The organism is Roseovarius carneus (assembly GCF_020141465.1).
Lineage (GTDB): Bacteria > Pseudomonadota > Alphaproteobacteria > Rhodobacterales > Rhodobacteraceae > Roseovarius > Roseovarius carneus.
The window spans coordinates 2,757,573-2,773,046 of the sequence record NZ_JAHSPD010000001.1; the positions used below are offsets into that span (position 1 = coordinate 2,757,573).

At 63.0% G+C, this 15,474-nt stretch carries 17 protein-coding genes and 1 other RNA gene; 9 read left to right on the forward strand and 9 right to left on the reverse strand.

Annotation, left to right across the window (positions count from 1 at the left end; translation table 11 throughout):
* The first annotated feature begins 52 nt into the window (after window positions 1-52).
* Entirely contained in the window at window positions 53-775 is a 723-nt protein-coding gene (locus tag KUD11_RS13675) for a Bax inhibitor-1/YccA family protein (RefSeq protein ID WP_109384174.1), read from the forward strand.
* Window positions 776-970: 195 nt separating this feature from the next.
* Window positions 971-1,408, forward strand: a complete 438-nt coding sequence (locus tag KUD11_RS13680; RefSeq protein ID WP_109384173.1) for a hypothetical protein — start codon at window positions 971-973, stop codon at window positions 1,406-1,408.
* Window positions 1,409-1,497: 89 nt separating this feature from the next.
* On the opposite strand, the gene rpmG is transcribed toward KUD11_RS13680, so the two are convergent.
* The 8 genes from rpmG to KUD11_RS13720 all read right to left on the reverse strand — a co-directional run bounded on the left by rpmG (window position 1,498) and on the right by KUD11_RS13720 (window position 6,679).
* Complete coding sequence (gene rpmG, locus KUD11_RS13685) at window positions 1,498-1,665, reverse strand: 50S ribosomal protein L33 (RefSeq protein ID WP_037309480.1); 168 nt, start codon at window positions 1,663-1,665, stop codon at window positions 1,498-1,500.
* A gap of 181 nt (window positions 1,666-1,846) precedes the next feature.
* Window positions 1,847-2,249, reverse strand: an RNA gene (gene rnpB / locus KUD11_RS13690) — RNase P RNA component class A.
* A gap of 11 nt (window positions 2,250-2,260) precedes the next feature.
* On the reverse strand, window positions 2,261-2,962 hold the full coding sequence (locus KUD11_RS13695) for an N-acetylmuramoyl-L-alanine amidase (RefSeq protein WP_109384172.1): 702 nt from the start codon (window positions 2,960-2,962) through the stop codon (window positions 2,261-2,263).
* Window positions 2,955-3,698, reverse strand: a complete 744-nt coding sequence (locus tag KUD11_RS13700) for a hypothetical protein (RefSeq protein ID WP_318010156.1) — start codon at window positions 3,696-3,698, stop codon at window positions 2,955-2,957. The genes KUD11_RS13695 and KUD11_RS13700 overlap by 8 nt, the downstream gene beginning before the upstream one ends.
* Before the next feature lie 26 nt (window positions 3,699-3,724).
* Window positions 3,725-5,206, reverse strand: coding sequence for an Asp-tRNA(Asn)/Glu-tRNA(Gln) amidotransferase subunit GatA (gatA, locus tag KUD11_RS13705; protein ID WP_109384171.1), 1,482 nt, complete (start codon window positions 5,204-5,206; stop codon window positions 3,725-3,727).
* Complete coding sequence (gene gatC, locus KUD11_RS13710; RefSeq protein WP_109384170.1) at window positions 5,206-5,493, reverse strand: Asp-tRNA(Asn)/Glu-tRNA(Gln) amidotransferase subunit GatC; 288 nt, start codon at window positions 5,491-5,493, stop codon at window positions 5,206-5,208. Before gatC ends, gatA begins: the two co-directional genes overlap by 1 nt.
* Before the next feature lie 39 nt (window positions 5,494-5,532).
* Entirely contained in the window at window positions 5,533-6,189 is a 657-nt protein-coding gene (locus tag KUD11_RS13715) for a ceramidase domain-containing protein (RefSeq protein WP_109387779.1), read from the reverse strand.
* Window positions 6,190-6,226: 37 nt separating this feature from the next.
* A complete protein-coding gene (locus KUD11_RS13720) occupies window positions 6,227-6,679 on the reverse strand; it encodes a nucleoside deaminase (RefSeq protein ID WP_109384169.1) in 453 nt (150 codons plus the stop codon).
* A gap of 60 nt (window positions 6,680-6,739) precedes the next feature.
* On the opposite strand from KUD11_RS13720, the gene KUD11_RS13725 reads away from it, so the two are divergent.
* The 7 genes from KUD11_RS13725 (at window position 6,740) to KUD11_RS13755 (ending at window position 14,261) form a co-directional block, all read left to right on the forward strand.
* A complete protein-coding gene (locus tag KUD11_RS13725) occupies window positions 6,740-7,531 on the forward strand; it encodes a pseudouridine synthase (RefSeq protein ID WP_109384168.1) in 792 nt (263 codons plus the stop codon).
* A gap of 319 nt (window positions 7,532-7,850) precedes the next feature.
* Window positions 7,851-8,747: a 5-bromo-4-chloroindolyl phosphate hydrolysis family protein gene (locus tag KUD11_RS13730; protein WP_109384167.1), complete on the forward strand. Its 897-nt coding sequence runs from the start codon at window positions 7,851-7,853 to the stop codon at window positions 8,745-8,747.
* 43 nt (window positions 8,748-8,790) lie between these two features.
* Window positions 8,791-9,987, forward strand: a complete 1,197-nt coding sequence (locus KUD11_RS13735; RefSeq protein WP_109384166.1) for a toxic anion resistance protein — start codon at window positions 8,791-8,793, stop codon at window positions 9,985-9,987.
* Window positions 9,988-10,018: 31 nt separating this feature from the next.
* A complete protein-coding gene (locus KUD11_RS13740; RefSeq protein ID WP_109387777.1) occupies window positions 10,019-10,948 on the forward strand; it encodes a DUF2927 domain-containing protein in 930 nt (309 codons plus the stop codon).
* 26 nt (window positions 10,949-10,974) lie between these two features.
* Window positions 10,975-12,087 (forward strand): SPFH domain-containing protein, encoded by a 1,113-nt coding sequence (locus KUD11_RS13745; protein ID WP_109384165.1) that lies wholly within the window; start codon window positions 10,975-10,977, stop codon window positions 12,085-12,087.
* Window positions 12,088-12,130: 43 nt separating this feature from the next.
* A complete protein-coding gene (locus KUD11_RS13750) occupies window positions 12,131-13,267 on the forward strand; it encodes a TFIIB-type zinc finger domain-containing protein (protein ID WP_109384164.1) in 1,137 nt (378 codons plus the stop codon).
* Window positions 13,268-13,352: 85 nt separating this feature from the next.
* Window positions 13,353-14,261, forward strand: coding sequence for a DMT family transporter (locus KUD11_RS13755; RefSeq protein ID WP_224380250.1), 909 nt, complete (start codon window positions 13,353-13,355; stop codon window positions 14,259-14,261).
* 24 nt (window positions 14,262-14,285) lie between these two features.
* Here the strand turns inward: KUD11_RS13755 and KUD11_RS13760 are convergent, their stop codons facing one another.
* Entirely contained in the window at window positions 14,286-15,473 is a 1,188-nt protein-coding gene (locus KUD11_RS13760) for an HlyD family efflux transporter periplasmic adaptor subunit (RefSeq protein ID WP_109387773.1), read from the reverse strand.
* Window position 15,474: the final 1 nt, after the last annotated feature.

Genomic DNA, 15,474 nt, shown 5'->3' on the forward strand with positions numbered 1-15,474 from the left:
TATGCCCAAAGCCCCGTGGTGGGGCTCTCTACAACCTAACTCGGAGGCATTGATGGCACAATTTGACACAGTCCGGACGGCAGCGGCCGGCACCCGCACCGCCCAGATTGACGAGGGCCTGCGCGCCCACATGGGCAAAGTCTACGGCACGATGTCCGTCGGCATGCTGCTGACATTCGCGGCCGCATGGGCCGTTGGCAACAACGCGGCGATGATGGAAACCCTGTTCACCGGGATGACACGCTGGATCGTGATGTTCGCCCCGCTGATCATGGTGTTTGCGTTCGGCGCGGTCATCAACAAACTCAGCTATGCTGCGGCGCAACTGTTCTTCTACGCATTCGCGACCGTCATGGGCGTCTCGATCAGCTATATCTTCGTGATCTTCACAGATATGTCGATCGCGCAAATCTTTCTGATCACGGCAATCTCCTTCGCGGGCCTCTCCCTCTATGGCTACACCACGAAGAAAGACATCTCCGGCTGGGGCACGTTCCTCATCATGGGCGTGATCGGCCTTATCGTGGCGTCGATTGTGAACATTTTCCTGGGCTCGCCCGCGATCATGTTCGCCATCTCGGTCCTGGGTGTTCTGATCTTCGCAGGCCTTACAGCCTATGACACGCAGCGCATCAAGAACGACTATGTGGCACACGCGGCGCATGGCGACGCAGAGTGGCTTGGTAAATCCGCTATCATGGGCGCACTCAGCCTCTACCTGAACTTCATCAACATGTTCATGTTCCTGCTGCAACTCTTTGGTAACCGTGAGTAATCTCCGCGCCAAAGCGGGTTGAAAACTGAAAGGGCTGGTCCACATGGACCGGCCCTTTTTTGTTTGAGCGCCCACCCATCTTACGCAAAACTCCGCCCATGCCGGACAGAGCTTGCCTCACCGCTGGGTCAGACCCTATGATCCTTTTATGCTTGTGATAAGCCGCCCCCAGACCTCACCCCAAAGGACGCATCAATGAAACCGCATCACATCGCCCTTTCAGCCGCCGCCCTGACCCCCTTCGCCCTGCCCGCCGTAGCCGAGTCTGACCCATGGCAGTTGCTAAACCAGATCACGGTTGACGAGATCGTCACCGAGACGAGTTACGCGGTGCAAAAGACCTATCCCAGCGCGCTGAGCGAGGGGGCGATTGAGGTGGAGATCACGGGCTATGCCGTGCCCCGCCTGCCCGGTGATATGGTGCAGGACCTGATCTTGATGTCGGATATGGGCAACTGCCCGCTCTGTGGCAGCTTTGATCACGGCACGAACCTTCAGGTGCTGCTGAGCGAGGCCATGCCCGCCTTTGACGAGGGCACGCGCGTGTCCTTCGTGGGCACGCTCACACCCGTGACCGACCCAGAGACATGGCAGACCGTGATCCTCAAGGATGCACGGGTGATCACGCGCTGAGCGTCAAGATTAGACCCAAACCAGCACAAAAGCAAAAAGGCCGCGTCCCCGAAGGGCGCGGCCTTTTTGAATAGAACCAGAGGGCAATGTTACTTGATCTTGCCTTCTTTGTATTCCACGTGCTTGCGCACAACCGGGTCATATTTCCGGATCGTCATTTTCTCTGTCATCGTGCGGGCGTTTTTCTTGGTGACATAGAAATGGCCCGTGCCCGCGGTCGAGTTCAGGCGGATCTTGATTGTGGTCGGCTTCGCCATGGGAGTTCTCCTGCGCCAGACAGCCGCGCTGCCCGTGAATTCTGTATGAGCCTGCGTTTTACCCAAGGGTGCGCCCGAGTCAACCGCCATTCGCACATATCAAAGCCTTGGGCGATACCAAGCGATGTTTTCGCCAGACACATGACCGGGAAGGCGGGGCCTATTGAGGGCAAGGCCATAATTGCGCGGAGGGCCTATAAGCCGGATTCTGTCCACCTTGGGCCGTAACCCAAAGCTGGATGGCCATTCATCTTGGAGCGATGTTGCCACCGCCCCTCTAGCTGCCAACCCGGACCGCCGGGCCAAGACAGGCCCACATGCAGTCCCTATTTGGCATTGCTCCCGGTGGGGCTTGCCATGCCGGCGCTGTTACCAGCCCCGCGGTGGGCTCTTACCCCACCGTTTCACCCTTGCCCAGAAGACCCGCCGAAACGGGCATTCGGGCGGTTTGTTTTCTGTGGCGCTTTCCCTCGGGTTTCCCCGGCCGGGCGTTACCCGGCACCGTTGTCTTGTGGAGTCCGGACTTTCCTCCCACGAACGCAGCCCCGAGAGGCCTTGCCGCAAGCGGCCATCCGGCCCTCCGCGCAAGCGTGGCTTACGCGGGGGGCGCAGGCCGGTCAACGGGAAAGCGCGCGGCAATATCCGCCAGCACGGCCATATCAGCAGGCACAAGCGGCCCCTGCCCCCAAGGCCTGAAGCGCAGGCGCACCGCGCGTAGAAGATCTTCATCGGTGAACGCCGTCCCGTAGCCCACCCGCGCGCAGAGCGTGCGGAAGGCCTCTGTGGGCGCAGGGTCAACAGCGTTCGGCCACACGGCCAGACCCCGCAGCGCCAGACGGCGCCAATCAAAGCGCGGGCCGGGATCATTCTTGCGATCGGGCGCCATGTCTGAATGGCCAATCACACGCTCGGGCGGGATCGACCACCGCGCCATGATGCCACGTACCAGCTCTTCCAACACGTGCATCTGCGGCTCAGGGAACGGATGGGTGCCGCGATTGGCAAGCTCGATCCCGATGGAGCGGGAGTTGATTTCATCCACCGCCCCCCAGCAGCCCAGCCCTGCGTGCCATGCGCGCTCCGCCTCGGGGACGAGCTGCCAGAGACGGCCATCCTCAGCGATGAGGTAATGACACGAGACCGCAGCATCGGGATCACACAGCCGCGCCAAAGCGGCCTCAGCCGTTTGCATATTGGTATAATGGATCACCAGGATATCGGGCAGCACACCGCCCCGGCGCGCGCCAAAATTTGGCGAGGGCTGGCAGATCACAGCGCGCTGTGCAGGATCAGCCATTCACCGCATTGCGAAACGGCATGGGCGACCATGCGCAGGCGAACCCGTCACCATCGGGATCAAGGCCCATACGGTCACGCTCTGGCCCGCCATTTTCGAGAAAATCAATCTGCGCCTTGTCGGAGGAGCTGTATTGCGCGCAATTGCGGGCAAAGCGGGCTTCACGGTTCACGCCCGTGCGGCGATGCACCTGCGTGCCGAGCGGGTGTTTGGTTCTCAGCGCATAGTCCACAATATTGGGCCCCTGCCCCTCGCGGCTGGGAAGCGCCTCAACGGCGGCCACTTCAAATTGCGCGCGGTTGGCCGCGATGCGTTGTGCATCGCCCTCGATGGAGCGTTGGTTGCCCACGGCGTCGAAATCATTCTCGTTCGAGATCCCAACGCTGTTCACAACGGCGGGCGGAGGGTTGTCGGGGCTTGCATTCAAGACCGGCTGCCCGGAATTGGCCGCGATCTCTTCGGCGCTTCCGCCCAGAGCGGCGCGCGTGGCCTCGGCAACCGCGTCGCTTTCGCTTTGCGGGCCAGTGGCACTCAGCGGTTCTGAGGAAATGGTGCTGGGGGGCGGCAGGGATTGTCCGGTCAAGGCCGCTTCCCGGTTGGCCTGATACTCATCATAGTCACCAAAGCCCACGCCTGCGCCCGTGTTGGGGCCGCTTTCGGGGATCGCTGGCGCACAGGCCGTCAATGCCGCAAGGGCCAGAGCGCCCGCACTCACCTTGAAAAATCGCATATTCATCCTGTCGATGCTCATAAAAACGGGGTTTACCACCATTTACCGGGCTTGGCTACAAATCCGGCTGCGGTCTCAAGCGCATAGGCGCAATTCAGCAAATCGCCCTCTTCCCATGGCCGCCCGATGAGTTGCAGGCCCAAGGGAAGGCCCTGCGCATCAAGCCCCGCAGGCACCGAAATGCCCGGCAATCCGGCAAGATTCACGGTCACAGTGAATACATCATTGAGATACATCTGCACCGGGTCCGCGCCTGCCATCTCCCCCAGCCCGAAGGCGGCAGAGGGCGTGGCAGGGGTCAGGATCGCATCGACGCCTTGGGCAAAAACCTCGTCGAAATCGCGCTTGATCAGGGCGCGCACTTTGCGGGCGCGGTTGTAATAGGCGTCATAGAACCCCGCCGAGAGCACATAGGTGCCCACCATCACGCGGCGCTGCACCTCGGGGCCAAACCCTTCGGCGCGGGTCTTTTCGTACATCTCGGTAATACCATCGCCGGGCGCGATCTTGGCCCGGTGACCATAGCGCACGCCATCGTAGCGCGCGAGGTTGCTGGACGCCTCGGCGGGCGCGATGACATAATAGGTGGGCAGCGCGTATTTCGTATGAGGCAGCGAGATATCGACGATCTTCGCGCCTGCATCCTTCATCATCGCGGTGCCATCGGACCAGAGCGCCTCAATCTCGGCGGGCATGCCCTCCATGCGGTATTCGCGCGGGATGCCGATAGTCTTGCCCTTGATGTCGCCGGTCAGCATCGCCTCGAAATTGGGCACGGGCAGATCGGCGCTGGTGCTGTCCTTGGGGTCGTGACCGCACATCGCCTCCAGCATGATCGCCGCATCGCGCACATCTTTGGTCATTGGCCCCGCTTGGTCCAGAGAGGACGCAAAGGCCACAATCCCCCAGCGCGAGCAGCGCCCGTAGGTGGGCTTGATCCCCGTGATGCCGGTGAAGGCCGCAGGCTGGCGGATCGAGCCGCCGGTATCGGTGCCTGTGGCCCCAAGGCAGAGATCCGCGGCCACGGCGCTGGCAGAGCCACCCGAGGAGCCGCCGGGCGTGAGCGCGCGGTCGTCCACCTTCCACGGGTTTACTGCGTTGCCGTAAACGGAGGTCTCGTTGGACGAACCCATGGCAAACTCGTCCATGTTAAGCTTGCCCAGCATGACCGAGCCCGCATCGAGCAGGTTCTGGCTCACGGTGGATTCGTATTCCGGTTTGAACCCTTCGAGGATACGGCTGCCCGCTTGGCTCGCCACGCCCTTGGTGCAGAACAAGTCCTTGATCCCCAGAGGGATGCCGCACATCGCGGGTGCGTCGCAACCTTTGAGCCGCGCGTCTGCGGCGGCGGCCTGCGCTATGGCCAAGTCCGGCGTGTGATGCACGAAAGCGCCCAGCGCACCTGCGCCATCAATGGCCTTGAGGCAGGCCTCGGTCAGGTCCTTGGAGGTCACATCCCCACGGCGCAGCGCATCGCGGGCCTCGGCAATTGTCAGAGCGTTGAGATCAGTCATTATTCCACCACCTTCGGCACGGCAAAGAACCCTTCGCGCGCATCGGGCGCATTGGACAGAACGCGGGCTTGCTGGTCGCCATCGGTGACCACATCCTCGCGGCGTTTGAGGCGCTGGGGTGTTACGCTCACCATAGGCTCGATCCCGTCCACATCTACCTCCGAGAGCTGTTCAATGAAGCCGAGGATGGTGTTAAACTCCTCAGCCAGCGCGGGCAGCGCATCGGGGCTGACCTCGATACGGGCAAGTTTGGCCACGCGGGCGGCGGTTTCAATATCAATGGACATGGGACGGGCCTCCGAAGGGATGCGTGTGTGCGCTTGCGTTTAGCGCCCGCTTGGGGTCCGTGCAAGCATATGGGCGCGGTAAACCTCAATCATCCAAGCCAGCATGAGCCCATTGAGCAAATGCCACGCAAAATGTGTGCCCATGGGGATTGCATCGCACAGAGGTGCGTCCGCCGCCCGCGCCGCCAGAGAGACGCAAAGGATAGCCGCCCCAATTGCGAGGCCTCGGGCGGTGGCCGGGGCCCTGCGGCGCAGCAAGACGGCATAAGTGAAGATCAGGACCGGCAGCGGCGCATAGGCGGAACTGCCGCCCATTATCGGCGCGAAAAGAGGGGCGACCACCGCGGCAAAGAGCAAAAACGCGACCGCCCCAAGGGCCGAGAGCCACCAGCTCAGCCCCCAGAAATCGCGGTTGGCCGCGTAGATATAGACAAGGGTGAAGCCAAGGATCGGCGCCACGTCGAGCAGCGCCGCCCAGACCTGCGCATGGGTGTGGAACGCAAAACTGCCCACGCCTATTGCGGCCAGAAGGGCTGTCAGAGCCCAAGCCAGCCCCAGCCCCGACCCGCGCAAGCGCCGCGTCATCACGAGGGCGGCCAGCAAAAACGCGATGTTAGTCACCGCATTGATCGGCTCGGCCCAGAACTCAGGCGAGATCCGCTCACAATACCCGTCGATCTGCGCCGTCCAGTCCACCTGCCCTATGCTCCCATACCTGCTCTGCCCGCCAATCTCACCCTCGGCGCGCCGCAAAAAATGCCCTCAACAACGCCTCGGCTTCCGCCGCACCGATCCCGTCATATATATCGGGCACATGATGCGCCTGCGGATGCGAAAACACCCGCGCCCCTTGGGCCACACCGCCCGATTTAGGATCGGACGCCCCGTAGTAAAGCCGCGCGATCCGCGCCGCCGCAATCGCCGCTGCACACATCGCACACGGCTCAAGCGTGACGTAAAGCGCATAGCCCGGCAAACGCTCGGACCCCAGCGCGGCGCAGGCCGCACGGATCACAAGCATCTCGGCATGAGCGCTGGGATCGGACATCTCGCGCGTGCGGTTGCCGTCAGCCGCCACCACCTTGCCCTCTGGCGAGACAAGCACGGCGCCCACGGGCACCTCGCCGCGTTCGGCGGCGGCGCGCGCCTCCGATAGAGCGCGGTCCATATGGCTCGTAAAACGCATAGCTCTTGATGGCCGTTCAGCGGCGCTTTCGCAAGCGCGAGATATGGTCTAAGCGGGGGCATGAGCACAGATACCCCCAGAGAGACCAAACCCGGCGACCGGATCGCCAAAGTCATTGCCCGCGCAGGCCGCGCCTCGCGCCGCGAGGCTGAGCGGCTGATCGACGCGGGCCGCGTCAGCGTCAATGGCAAGGTCATTGACAGCCCCGCCCTCAACGTCACCCCCTCCGACCGGATCGCCGTCGATGGCAAACAGCTGAGCGAGCCCGAGCCCTCGCGCCTCTGGCTCTATCACAAGCCCACCGGCCTCGTGACCAGCGCGCGCGACGAACAGGGCCGCGCCACGATCTTCGACAATCTGCCCGACGATCTGCCGCGTGTGATCAGCGTTGGACGGCTTGATATCAATTCCGAGGGGCTCTTGCTTTTGACCAATGACGGCGCGCTCAAACGCAAGCTGGAGCTGCCCTCAACCGGCTGGCTGCGCAAATACCGCGTCCGCGTCAAAGGCCGGCCCACCGAGGACACGTTCACCCCTCTGCGCAAAGGGATCACGCTGGAGGGTGAGCGGTTTCAACCGATGACAATCTCGCTCGACCGCCAAACCGGGGCCAACGCATGGGTCACCGTGTCTCTGCGCGAGGGCAAGAACCGCGAAGTGCGCCGCGCGATGGAGGCTGTGGGCCTCAGCGTGAACCGCCTGATCCGCGTCTCCTACGGGCCCTTCCAGCTGGGACAGCTCAAGCCCGGTGCGGTCGAGGAAATCCGCGCCCGCGTGCTGCGCGACCAATTGGGTGAGGATCAACCGGCCCCGCAAAAAACCAAATCCCCACAGCGCCGCCGCCGCACCTAAGGGCTTGGTCCCAGACCACCCTCTCTTTCGGCGCTTTGGTCTTGATCACGGCCATGATCATCTTGTCCAGCGGGACCGCCATGCGCGCCGCCCCCAAGCGCGCCCCTGACGGCAGCCCCTTGGCAAAGAGCCGCCGGAAAAGCGGATGACGCCTTTGCTACAATCTTCCCCCTTTTAACATGAAGGGTGATTGCATAGCTTATAGGTGTGAAATCAGGGCCAGGGGAGGCCATATGTCAGAGACAGGTCTTCAGAAACTGGCGTTTTTCGTGCTGGTCGCGCTTATCTTCTACGTCTCCTTCACCGGGGGAGGCTGATCATGGCACAACGCTTTGGCGGCAAATTCAGCCCCACGCCCGGCGGCTCTGGCGGCCCGCCCTCCAAAGACGCGTTTCGCGGGGCGCGGCGTACCCGCGCGGGCGGGCGTGTGAACTTTCTTTTTCTGGCACCCCTGCCCCTCATTCTGCGCGCGTTTGCGTCCGAGCCTTTGGGCCTCGCGCTGAACCTCGTGGCGCTGGCCCTGTTGCTTTTGGCCGCATGGATGACGCGTGAAGGCATCCTCGCCCATGAGGCGTATGATGCGCGCAAGATCGCGCGCCGCCCCGGCTTTCCGCGCAAGATCGCGGGCTCCTTGCTGACCGGGCTGGGCCTTGGCGTGGCCGGGTTGGCCGCCGGGGACGGGCTGCTTGCGCCGTTGATCTTCCTGGTGCTGGGCACGGCGTTGCATAGCTTTGCCTTCGGCATTGATCCGCTCAGCGACAAGGGGATGGACGGCATCGACCGTTTCCAGACCGACCGCGTGGCGCGTGTGGTCGAGAAGGCCGAAGAGCATATGGCCGCGATGAACGACGCCCTGCGCCGCGCGGGCGACCGGGGTGCCGAAGACGCTATGGCGCGCTTTCAGGCCTCCGTGCAGACCATGCTGAGCAGTGTCGAGGATGATCCGCGCGATCTCACGGCGGCGCGCAAATACCTGGGGGTCTACCTGATGGGTGCACGCGATGCGACGGTGAAGTTTGCCGATATCTATGCTCGCAGCCAGGACGAGGCCGCCCGTACCCGCTATCTTTCACTCCTCGCCGATCTGGACCAGAACTTCGCCGCCAAAACCGCCAGGCTGATGGAAGACGACACCACAGATCTCGATATCGAGATCGAAGTGCTGCAAAGCCGCCTTGGCCAAGATGGCATCCATTTGACCCGCGATACGTCCTGACCCCGACCCGTTCATGCGCCCACCCATTTGCAAGGAGACCTAAATGTCCCAGACCACCCGCCAGAAAGCCGAGGCCGCACTGGCCGATGTTGACGCGCTCAACGCCGTTGTCCTGCCCGAGCCTGCACCCGCCAACGCCATCGTCCCTCTTGCCAAGGCCGACGCCCCGGCAAGCGCCGAGATCACCAAGCGGATGGACGAGATTGACATGGAGGATACGCAATCCATCGTCTCTTTTGGCTCTGCCGCACAGGCCGAGTTGCAGCAGATTTCGCAATCCATGCTGCAAGGTGTGCGCAACAAGGATGTGGGCCCGGCAGGCGACAGCCTGCGCGGGATTGTCACCACCATTCGCGGGTTTTCCGTGTCCGAGCTTGATGTGCGGCGCAAGCAGACATGGTGGGAGCGCCTTCTGGGCCGCGCCGCACCTTTTGCCAAATTCACCGCCAAGTTCGAAACGGTGCAGGGCCAGATCGACAAGATCACCGAGGATTTGCTCAGCCATGAGCATGTTTTGCTCAAGGACATCAAATCCCTCGATAAGCTCTATGAAAAGACCCTCGCGTTTTATGATGAGCTGGCGCTTTATATCGCGGCGGGTGAGGAAAAGCTGCACGTTCTGGACAACAAGACCATCCCCGCCAAGGTGACCGAGGTCGACAAGGCCCCCGAGGACGGTCAGGTGATGAAGGCGCAAGAGCTGCGCGATCTGCGCTCTGCGCGCGATGATCTGGAGCGCCGGGTGCATGATCTGAAACTGACGCGTCAGGTAACGATGCAATCGCTGCCCTCGATCCGCCTCGTGCAGGAAAACGACAAGTCGCTGGTGACCAAGATCAACTCCACCCTCGTGAACACCGTGCCCCTTTGGGAAACACAGCTCGCGCAAGCCGTCACGATCCAACGCTCCGCCGAGGCCGCGGCCGCCGTGCGCGAGGCCAATGACCTCACCAATGAGCTTCTGACGGCCAATGCGGCCAACCTGCGCTCCAGCAACAAGATCATCCGCGAGGAGATGGAGCGCGGCGTGTTTGATATTGAAGCGGTCAAGAAGGCCAATGAGGATCTGATCGGCACGATTCAAGAATCGCTGCAAATCGCGGATGAGGGCAAAACCCGCCGCGCGGCTGCCGAAGAAGAGCTCAAGAAGATGGAAGCCGATCTGCGTGACACGCTCGCCTCCGCGCGCGCACGTGGAGATGGGCGGGGCGACACGGTCGGCACCGCTGCGGGGTCCTGATCCCTTGATCCGGGCCGGGCGCGCTCTTCGCATGTCGGCTGTCGCGGGCGCGCTTGGCGCGCTGGCCGCCTGCATGGCCGCGCCCTCCCCACCGGGCACCATGCCGCAGGCCCGCCCGGCGGGCTTCGCGCCCGCCACACCGCCCCGTATCGCAGACCCATCGAACGAAAGCCTCGCCCTCAGCCGCTATTACGCGCGCGCACAGTCCAACATGCTGGCGCGCGGGCTGTTGCGCTCGGACGGGGGTGGGGCGGATACGCCCTATACGGACACCGATCTTTTGCGTAATTTCGAGCGGATCGTGTTCACCAACGAGCATTCCGACGCCAGCTTTGCGCGTAGCAACACGCCCAGCCCCTTGCGCAAATGGACCCAGCCCGTGCGCTTCGGTCTCACCTTCGGCCCCTCCGTCTCGCCCGACATGCGCGCGCGTGATACGGCCACCATCTCAAACTACGCGGCGCGCCTCGCGCGGATCGCGGACCATCCCATTGCGCTTGGCGGCACGCCCAATTTTCACATCATGATCGTGAGCGAGGATGAGCGGCAATTGGTCGTCGAGAAGCTGCGCGAAATCAATCCCAACATCTCCGAGACCCTTCTGCGTCAGATCCTCGCCCTGCCCCGGCAAATCTCCTGCACCGTGCTGGCCTTCCCCGAGCGTCAGGGCACGTTCGCTTATCGCAGCGCCGTGGCCGTGATCCGCGCCGAGCAACCCGACATGAGCCGCACCGCCTGCATCCACGAAGAGCTGTCTCAGGGCCTTGGTCTTGCCAATGACAGCCCCCGCGCGCGCCCGTCGATCTTCAACGATGACGAGGAATTTGGCCGCCTGACCACCCATGACGAAGAGCTTTTGCGCATGCTCTACGACCCCCGCCTGCGCGCCGGCATGAGCCTTGAAGAGGCCCGTCCCATCCTGCGCGACATTCTGGCCGAGCGTAGCCTCGGCCCCAGCTGACACCCATCGTTTCAAAGGAGACCCCAATGGGCATTTTCGATTTTCTCAGCGGCCAGTTCATCGACGTGATCCACTGGACCGACAACACCCGTGACACCATGGTCTGGCGGTTTGAGCGTGAGGGCCATGAGATCAAATACGGTGCCAAGCTGACCGTGCGCGAGGGGCAAGCGGCGGTGTTTGTGCATGAAGGGCAGCTGGCTGATGTGTTCACGCCCGGGCTCTATATGCTTGAGACGAACAACATGCCCATTATGACCTCGCTCCAGCATTGGGACCATGGCTTCAAAAGCCCGTTCAAATCCGAGATCTATTTCGTCAACACGACCCGGTTCAACAACCTCAAATGGGGCACGAAAAACCCTATCATACTGCGCGATCCTGAGTTCGGCCCCACCCGCCTGCGCGCATTCGGCACCTATACGGTTCGGGTGGGCGATCCGGCCAAGTTCCTGACCGAGATCGTCGGCACCGATGGTGAGTTCACGATGGACGAAATCAGCTTCCAGATCCGCAACATCATCGTGCAAGAATTCTCACGCTCCATCGCGTCCTCGGGCATCCCGGTGCTTGATATGGCCGCAAACACAGCCGATCTGGGCAAGCTGGTCGCCGCCGCTATCGCCGGACCGGTGGCCGAATACGGCCTGACGATCCCTGAGCTTTACGTCGAGAACATCTCCCTGCCCCCCGCCGTGGAGGCCGCGTTGGACAAACGCACCTCCGCCGGGATCGCGGGCGATCTGGGCCGCTTCACGCAATATTCCGCAGCCGAGGCGATGACCGAGGCCGCCAAGAACCCCTCAGGCGGCGGCATGGGGGCCGGGCTTGGTATGGGCATGGGAATGGCCATGGCGAACCAGATGAGCGCGCAATCTGGGCCACGAGGTGGGCCATGGGGGGTGGTACCTCAAGCCCCACCCCCGCCCCCGGTCGAGCATGTCTGGCACATCGCCGAAGGAGGCAAGACCCACGGGCCATACTCCAAGGCCGCCCTTGGCCGTATGGCGGGCGACGGCAAGCTCAGCCGCGACACAACCGTCTGGACCGCCGGCCAAGATGGCTGGATGCGCGCGGAGGATGTGGCCGAGCTGGCGCAGCTTTTCACCGTGCTGCCGCCTCCACCACCACCGGCATGACCTGCCGCCACCCCCTGACCTAACCTGCAAGGCTCGCCCCGATATGACCTCGCTCAACGCAAACGCCCCCGCCGGGCCAGACGCCCCGCTTGAGGAGCACCGCTTTCCCTGCGTGCAATGCGGGGCGGATTACCGCTTTGATCCGGGCGTGGGCGCGCTCATTTGCGATCATTGCGGGCATCGCGACGATATCGCGAGGGATGCAGGCCCGTGGGACCGCGCCGCCGCCATCACAGAGCTTGATTTCGAGAGTGCGCTGCGCGCGGACATCCCCCAGCAGGACATGGAGGAAACCCGCGTCCTCACCTGCCCCAACTGCGCCGCACAGGTGGAGTTTGCGCCGGACATTCATGCCGCCGAATGCCCGTTCTGCGCCACGCCCGTGGTCACGGACACAGGCACGCACCGCCATATCAAGCCGCGTGGCCTTCTGCCCTTCGCACTGGATGAGGAGACGGCGCGGGACGCGATGAAAGACTGGCTGGGCAGCTTGTGGTTCGCCCCCAACGGCCTTCAGGAATACGCCCGCAAGGGCCGCCGTCTTCAGGGCATTTACGTGCCCTACTGGACCTTCGATGCGGATACGAAATCGCGCTATTCCGGGCAGCGCGGCACGGTTTACTATGAGACCCGCACCGTCACCCGCAATGGCAAGCGCCATCAGGTCCGGGTCGCCAAAGTCCGTTGGCGCAACGTCTCGGGCCGGGTCGCGCGGTTTTTTGACGATGTGCTGGTGCTCGCCTCGCGCTCGCTTCCCAAACGCTTCACCGATGCGCTGGAGCCTTGGGATCTGAGCGCGCTGGAGCCCTACAACCCCGAATATCTCGCGGGCTTTCGCGCCGAGGGCTACACAGTGCTTTTGCCCGATGGATACGCGGAGGCGCGCGCGCATATGGACCGGGTGATCCTGCGCGATGTGAAGTTCGACATTGGCGGCGACCGCCAGAGGGTGTCGGCGGTAGACACGAGCGTGGCCGATGTGACGTTCAAACATGTGCTGCTGCCCGTATGGCTCGCGGCGTATAAATATCGCGGGCAAAGCTACCGTTTCGTGGTCAATGGCCGGACGGGCCGGGTGCAGGGCGAGCGGCCATGGTCCGCGATCAAGATCACGCTTGCCGTGATTGCCGGGCTGATCATCGCCGGGGCCATCGGCTTTGCCTTTGCCATGGTGCAGTAGAGCGGCGCGTTCTGATCCGCCTTGATGGTGCGGAACCCGCAGGAAACGGGTCGCGCCCGGTTTGACCTTCGGGCATGTAGGGCGGATGAGCCAATCACCTGCCCTCACCCTGCCCGCAGCCCTCATGCTGCTCGCGCTCGCCGCGATCTGGGGTGGGTCTTTCTTCTTTGCCGAGATTGCCCTGAGTGAGGTGCCACCGCTCACCATCACGCTCTTTCGGGTCGCCATGGCCGTACCCGTGCTGGCGGTGGTAGTTTTGGCGAGGGGCATCACACTCCCGCGCGGGGCGCCCATCTGGGGGGCGTATCTGGTCATGGGTGGGCTCAACAACGCGCTGCCCTTCTCGCTGATCTTCTGGGGGCAGACCCAGATCGAGAGCGGTCTGGCCTCCATCCTCAACGGCACCACAGCCGTATTCGGTGCCGTGGTTGCGGGTGCACTCCTGGCCGATGAACGGCTCAGCCCACGCAAGATTGCGGGCGCGGCTTTGGGCCTTTTGGGCGTGGCGGTTGTCATGGGCTGGGACGCGCTCACCACACTCGATCCCCGCAATCTGGGGCAATTGGCCGTGATCGGTGCCGCGCTCAGCTACGCGTTTGCAAGCGTCTGGGCCAAGGTCCAGCTATCTGGTCAAGCGCCGCAGATGAACGCGCTGGGGATGCTTACGGGCAGCACGATGATCATGGTGCCCGTGGCCTGGGGCGTGGACGGCACGCCCGATCTCGCCCTTTCATCCGGGGTCTGGGCGGCGCTGATCCTGCTCAGCGTGGTCTCGACGGCCATGGCCTATCTGCTCTATTTCGCCATTCTTGTGCGGGCGGGGGCGGCGAACCTGATGCTGGTCACGGTGCTGGTGCCGCCCTTCGCGATTGCCCTCGGCGCGGTGTTCCTGAACGAGGCGCTAAGTGTTGCGGCCTTCATCGGCTTCGCGGTCATCGCACTTGGGATTTTGGTGACGGATGGGCGTGTGCTGGCATGGCTGCGCGGGGGCTGATGCGGGCTGCGTAACGCGGGCGCATCACGGCTCGCGGAACGCCTCACGGGATTTATAGAGCGGCTTGAGCAAATATTGCAGCACCGTCTTTTGACCGGTGTGAAGTTCCACTGTTGCCTGCATGCCCGGACGGATTTCCACGCTAGCTTGCCGGGGCGTCAGGTCCGTCATATCCACCCGCAGCGTCACCTTGTAATGCGGGTTTCCATCCGCCTCGCGCGCGCGCTCATCCTTGAACGTATCGGCAGAGATGAAATCCACCACGCCTTTCAGCGTACCATAGATCGTATAATCATAGGCCGTGAGCTTGATTGTCGCCTCCTGCCCCTGCCTCAGCCCCGCGATATTTTCGGGCGGCACGCGGGCCTCGACGAAAAGTTCCTCATCGAGCGGCGTGATCGACGCGATTTCCTGACCGGGGCGCACCACGCCGCCAATCGTCGTGACGCTGAGATTGTTGACCACCCCGCGCATGGGGCTCACCAATGTGGTGCGGTTAAGTTGGTCCTGACTGGCCTTGAGGTTCTGGCGCAGGGTCGCGATTTCCTTGAGCGTGTCGGAATAGTCCTGCGCGCGGTCCAGCTCAGTTTGCGTCACGATCTCGTCATAGCGCTTTTGCGCATCCGCGTGGGATTTGCGCGCACGCGTGACCTCAATGAGCGCCACAATCTTGCGGTCGAGCATGTTCTCCAGCAGCTCTTTTTCCGCCGTCGCCTGATCAAGGATGCTCTTGGCCCCTTCGCTGCGTTTGACGAAATCGGCCTGACGTGCAGCCAAAAGCGCGCGCTCGGAGGCGATGATCTCGGGCGTGCGGGTGGCCATCTCGGGCGGCACGGTAAAGTCGTATTGCCCGGCAAGCTCAACCTCAAGACGCAGGCGGCGGACCTCCAGCGCGTTGATCTGATCCAGAAGATCGGTCACCGAGCTTTGAAATTGCGTGCCATGCAGCCGGGCCAGAACATCGCCGCGCTGCACCACATCACCCTTTTGCACCATTAGCTCCGACAGGATGCCGCCTTCGAGGTTCTGGATGATCTGCGGGCGCGAGCTTGAGATGAACTCCCCATCCGCGCGCACGATCTCGTCAAGCCACGCAAATGCGGCCCAGAGGATGAAAAGCCAGACCGAGCCTGCACAGAGCCAGATCGTGAGGCTCGGCCCCTGCATCCGTTCATTGAGTTGCGCGGTGAGGTTCGTGCTGCCTACGGCCATG

Excerpts from the sequence above, each read along its gene's own strand:
- gatA (WP_109384171.1), bottom strand. The coding sequence starts at position 5,206 with ATGACTGATCTCAACGCTCTGACAATTGCCGAGGCCCGCGATGCGCTG.
- rpmG (WP_037309480.1), bottom strand. The coding sequence starts at position 1,665 with ATGGCGAAGCCGACCACAATCAAGATCCGCCTGAACTCGACCGCGGGC.
- KUD11_RS13720 (WP_109384169.1), bottom strand. The coding sequence starts at position 6,679 with ATGCGTTTTACGAGCCATATGGACCGCGCTCTATCGGAGGCGCGCGCC.
- KUD11_RS13675 (WP_109384174.1), top strand. The coding sequence starts at position 53 with ATGGCACAATTTGACACAGTCCGGACGGCAGCGGCCGGCACCCGCACC.
- gatC (WP_109384170.1), bottom strand. The coding sequence starts at position 5,493 with ATGTCCATTGATATTGAAACCGCCGCCCGCGTGGCCAAACTTGCCCGT.
- KUD11_RS13695 (WP_109384172.1), bottom strand. The coding sequence starts at position 2,962 with ATGGCTGATCCTGCACAGCGCGCTGTGATCTGCCAGCCCTCGCCAAAT.
- KUD11_RS13755 (WP_224380250.1), top strand. The coding sequence starts at position 13,353 with ATGAGCCAATCACCTGCCCTCACCCTGCCCGCAGCCCTCATGCTGCTC.
- KUD11_RS13680 (WP_109384173.1), top strand. The coding sequence starts at position 971 with ATGAAACCGCATCACATCGCCCTTTCAGCCGCCGCCCTGACCCCCTTC.
- KUD11_RS13760 (WP_109387773.1), bottom strand. The coding sequence starts at position 15,473 with ATGGCCGTAGGCAGCACGAACCTCACCGCGCAACTCAATGAACGGATG.
- KUD11_RS13745 (WP_109384165.1), top strand. The coding sequence starts at position 10,975 with ATGGGCATTTTCGATTTTCTCAGCGGCCAGTTCATCGACGTGATCCAC.
- KUD11_RS13730 (WP_109384167.1), top strand. The coding sequence starts at position 7,851 with ATGGCACAACGCTTTGGCGGCAAATTCAGCCCCACGCCCGGCGGCTCT.
- KUD11_RS13750 (WP_109384164.1), top strand. The coding sequence starts at position 12,131 with ATGACCTCGCTCAACGCAAACGCCCCCGCCGGGCCAGACGCCCCGCTT.
- KUD11_RS13740 (WP_109387777.1), top strand. The coding sequence starts at position 10,019 with ATGTCGGCTGTCGCGGGCGCGCTTGGCGCGCTGGCCGCCTGCATGGCC.
- KUD11_RS13725 (WP_109384168.1), top strand. The coding sequence starts at position 6,740 with ATGAGCACAGATACCCCCAGAGAGACCAAACCCGGCGACCGGATCGCC.
- KUD11_RS13700 (WP_318010156.1), bottom strand. The coding sequence starts at position 3,698 with ATGAATATGCGATTTTTCAAGGTGAGTGCGGGCGCTCTGGCCCTTGCG.
- KUD11_RS13735 (WP_109384166.1), top strand. The coding sequence starts at position 8,791 with ATGTCCCAGACCACCCGCCAGAAAGCCGAGGCCGCACTGGCCGATGTT.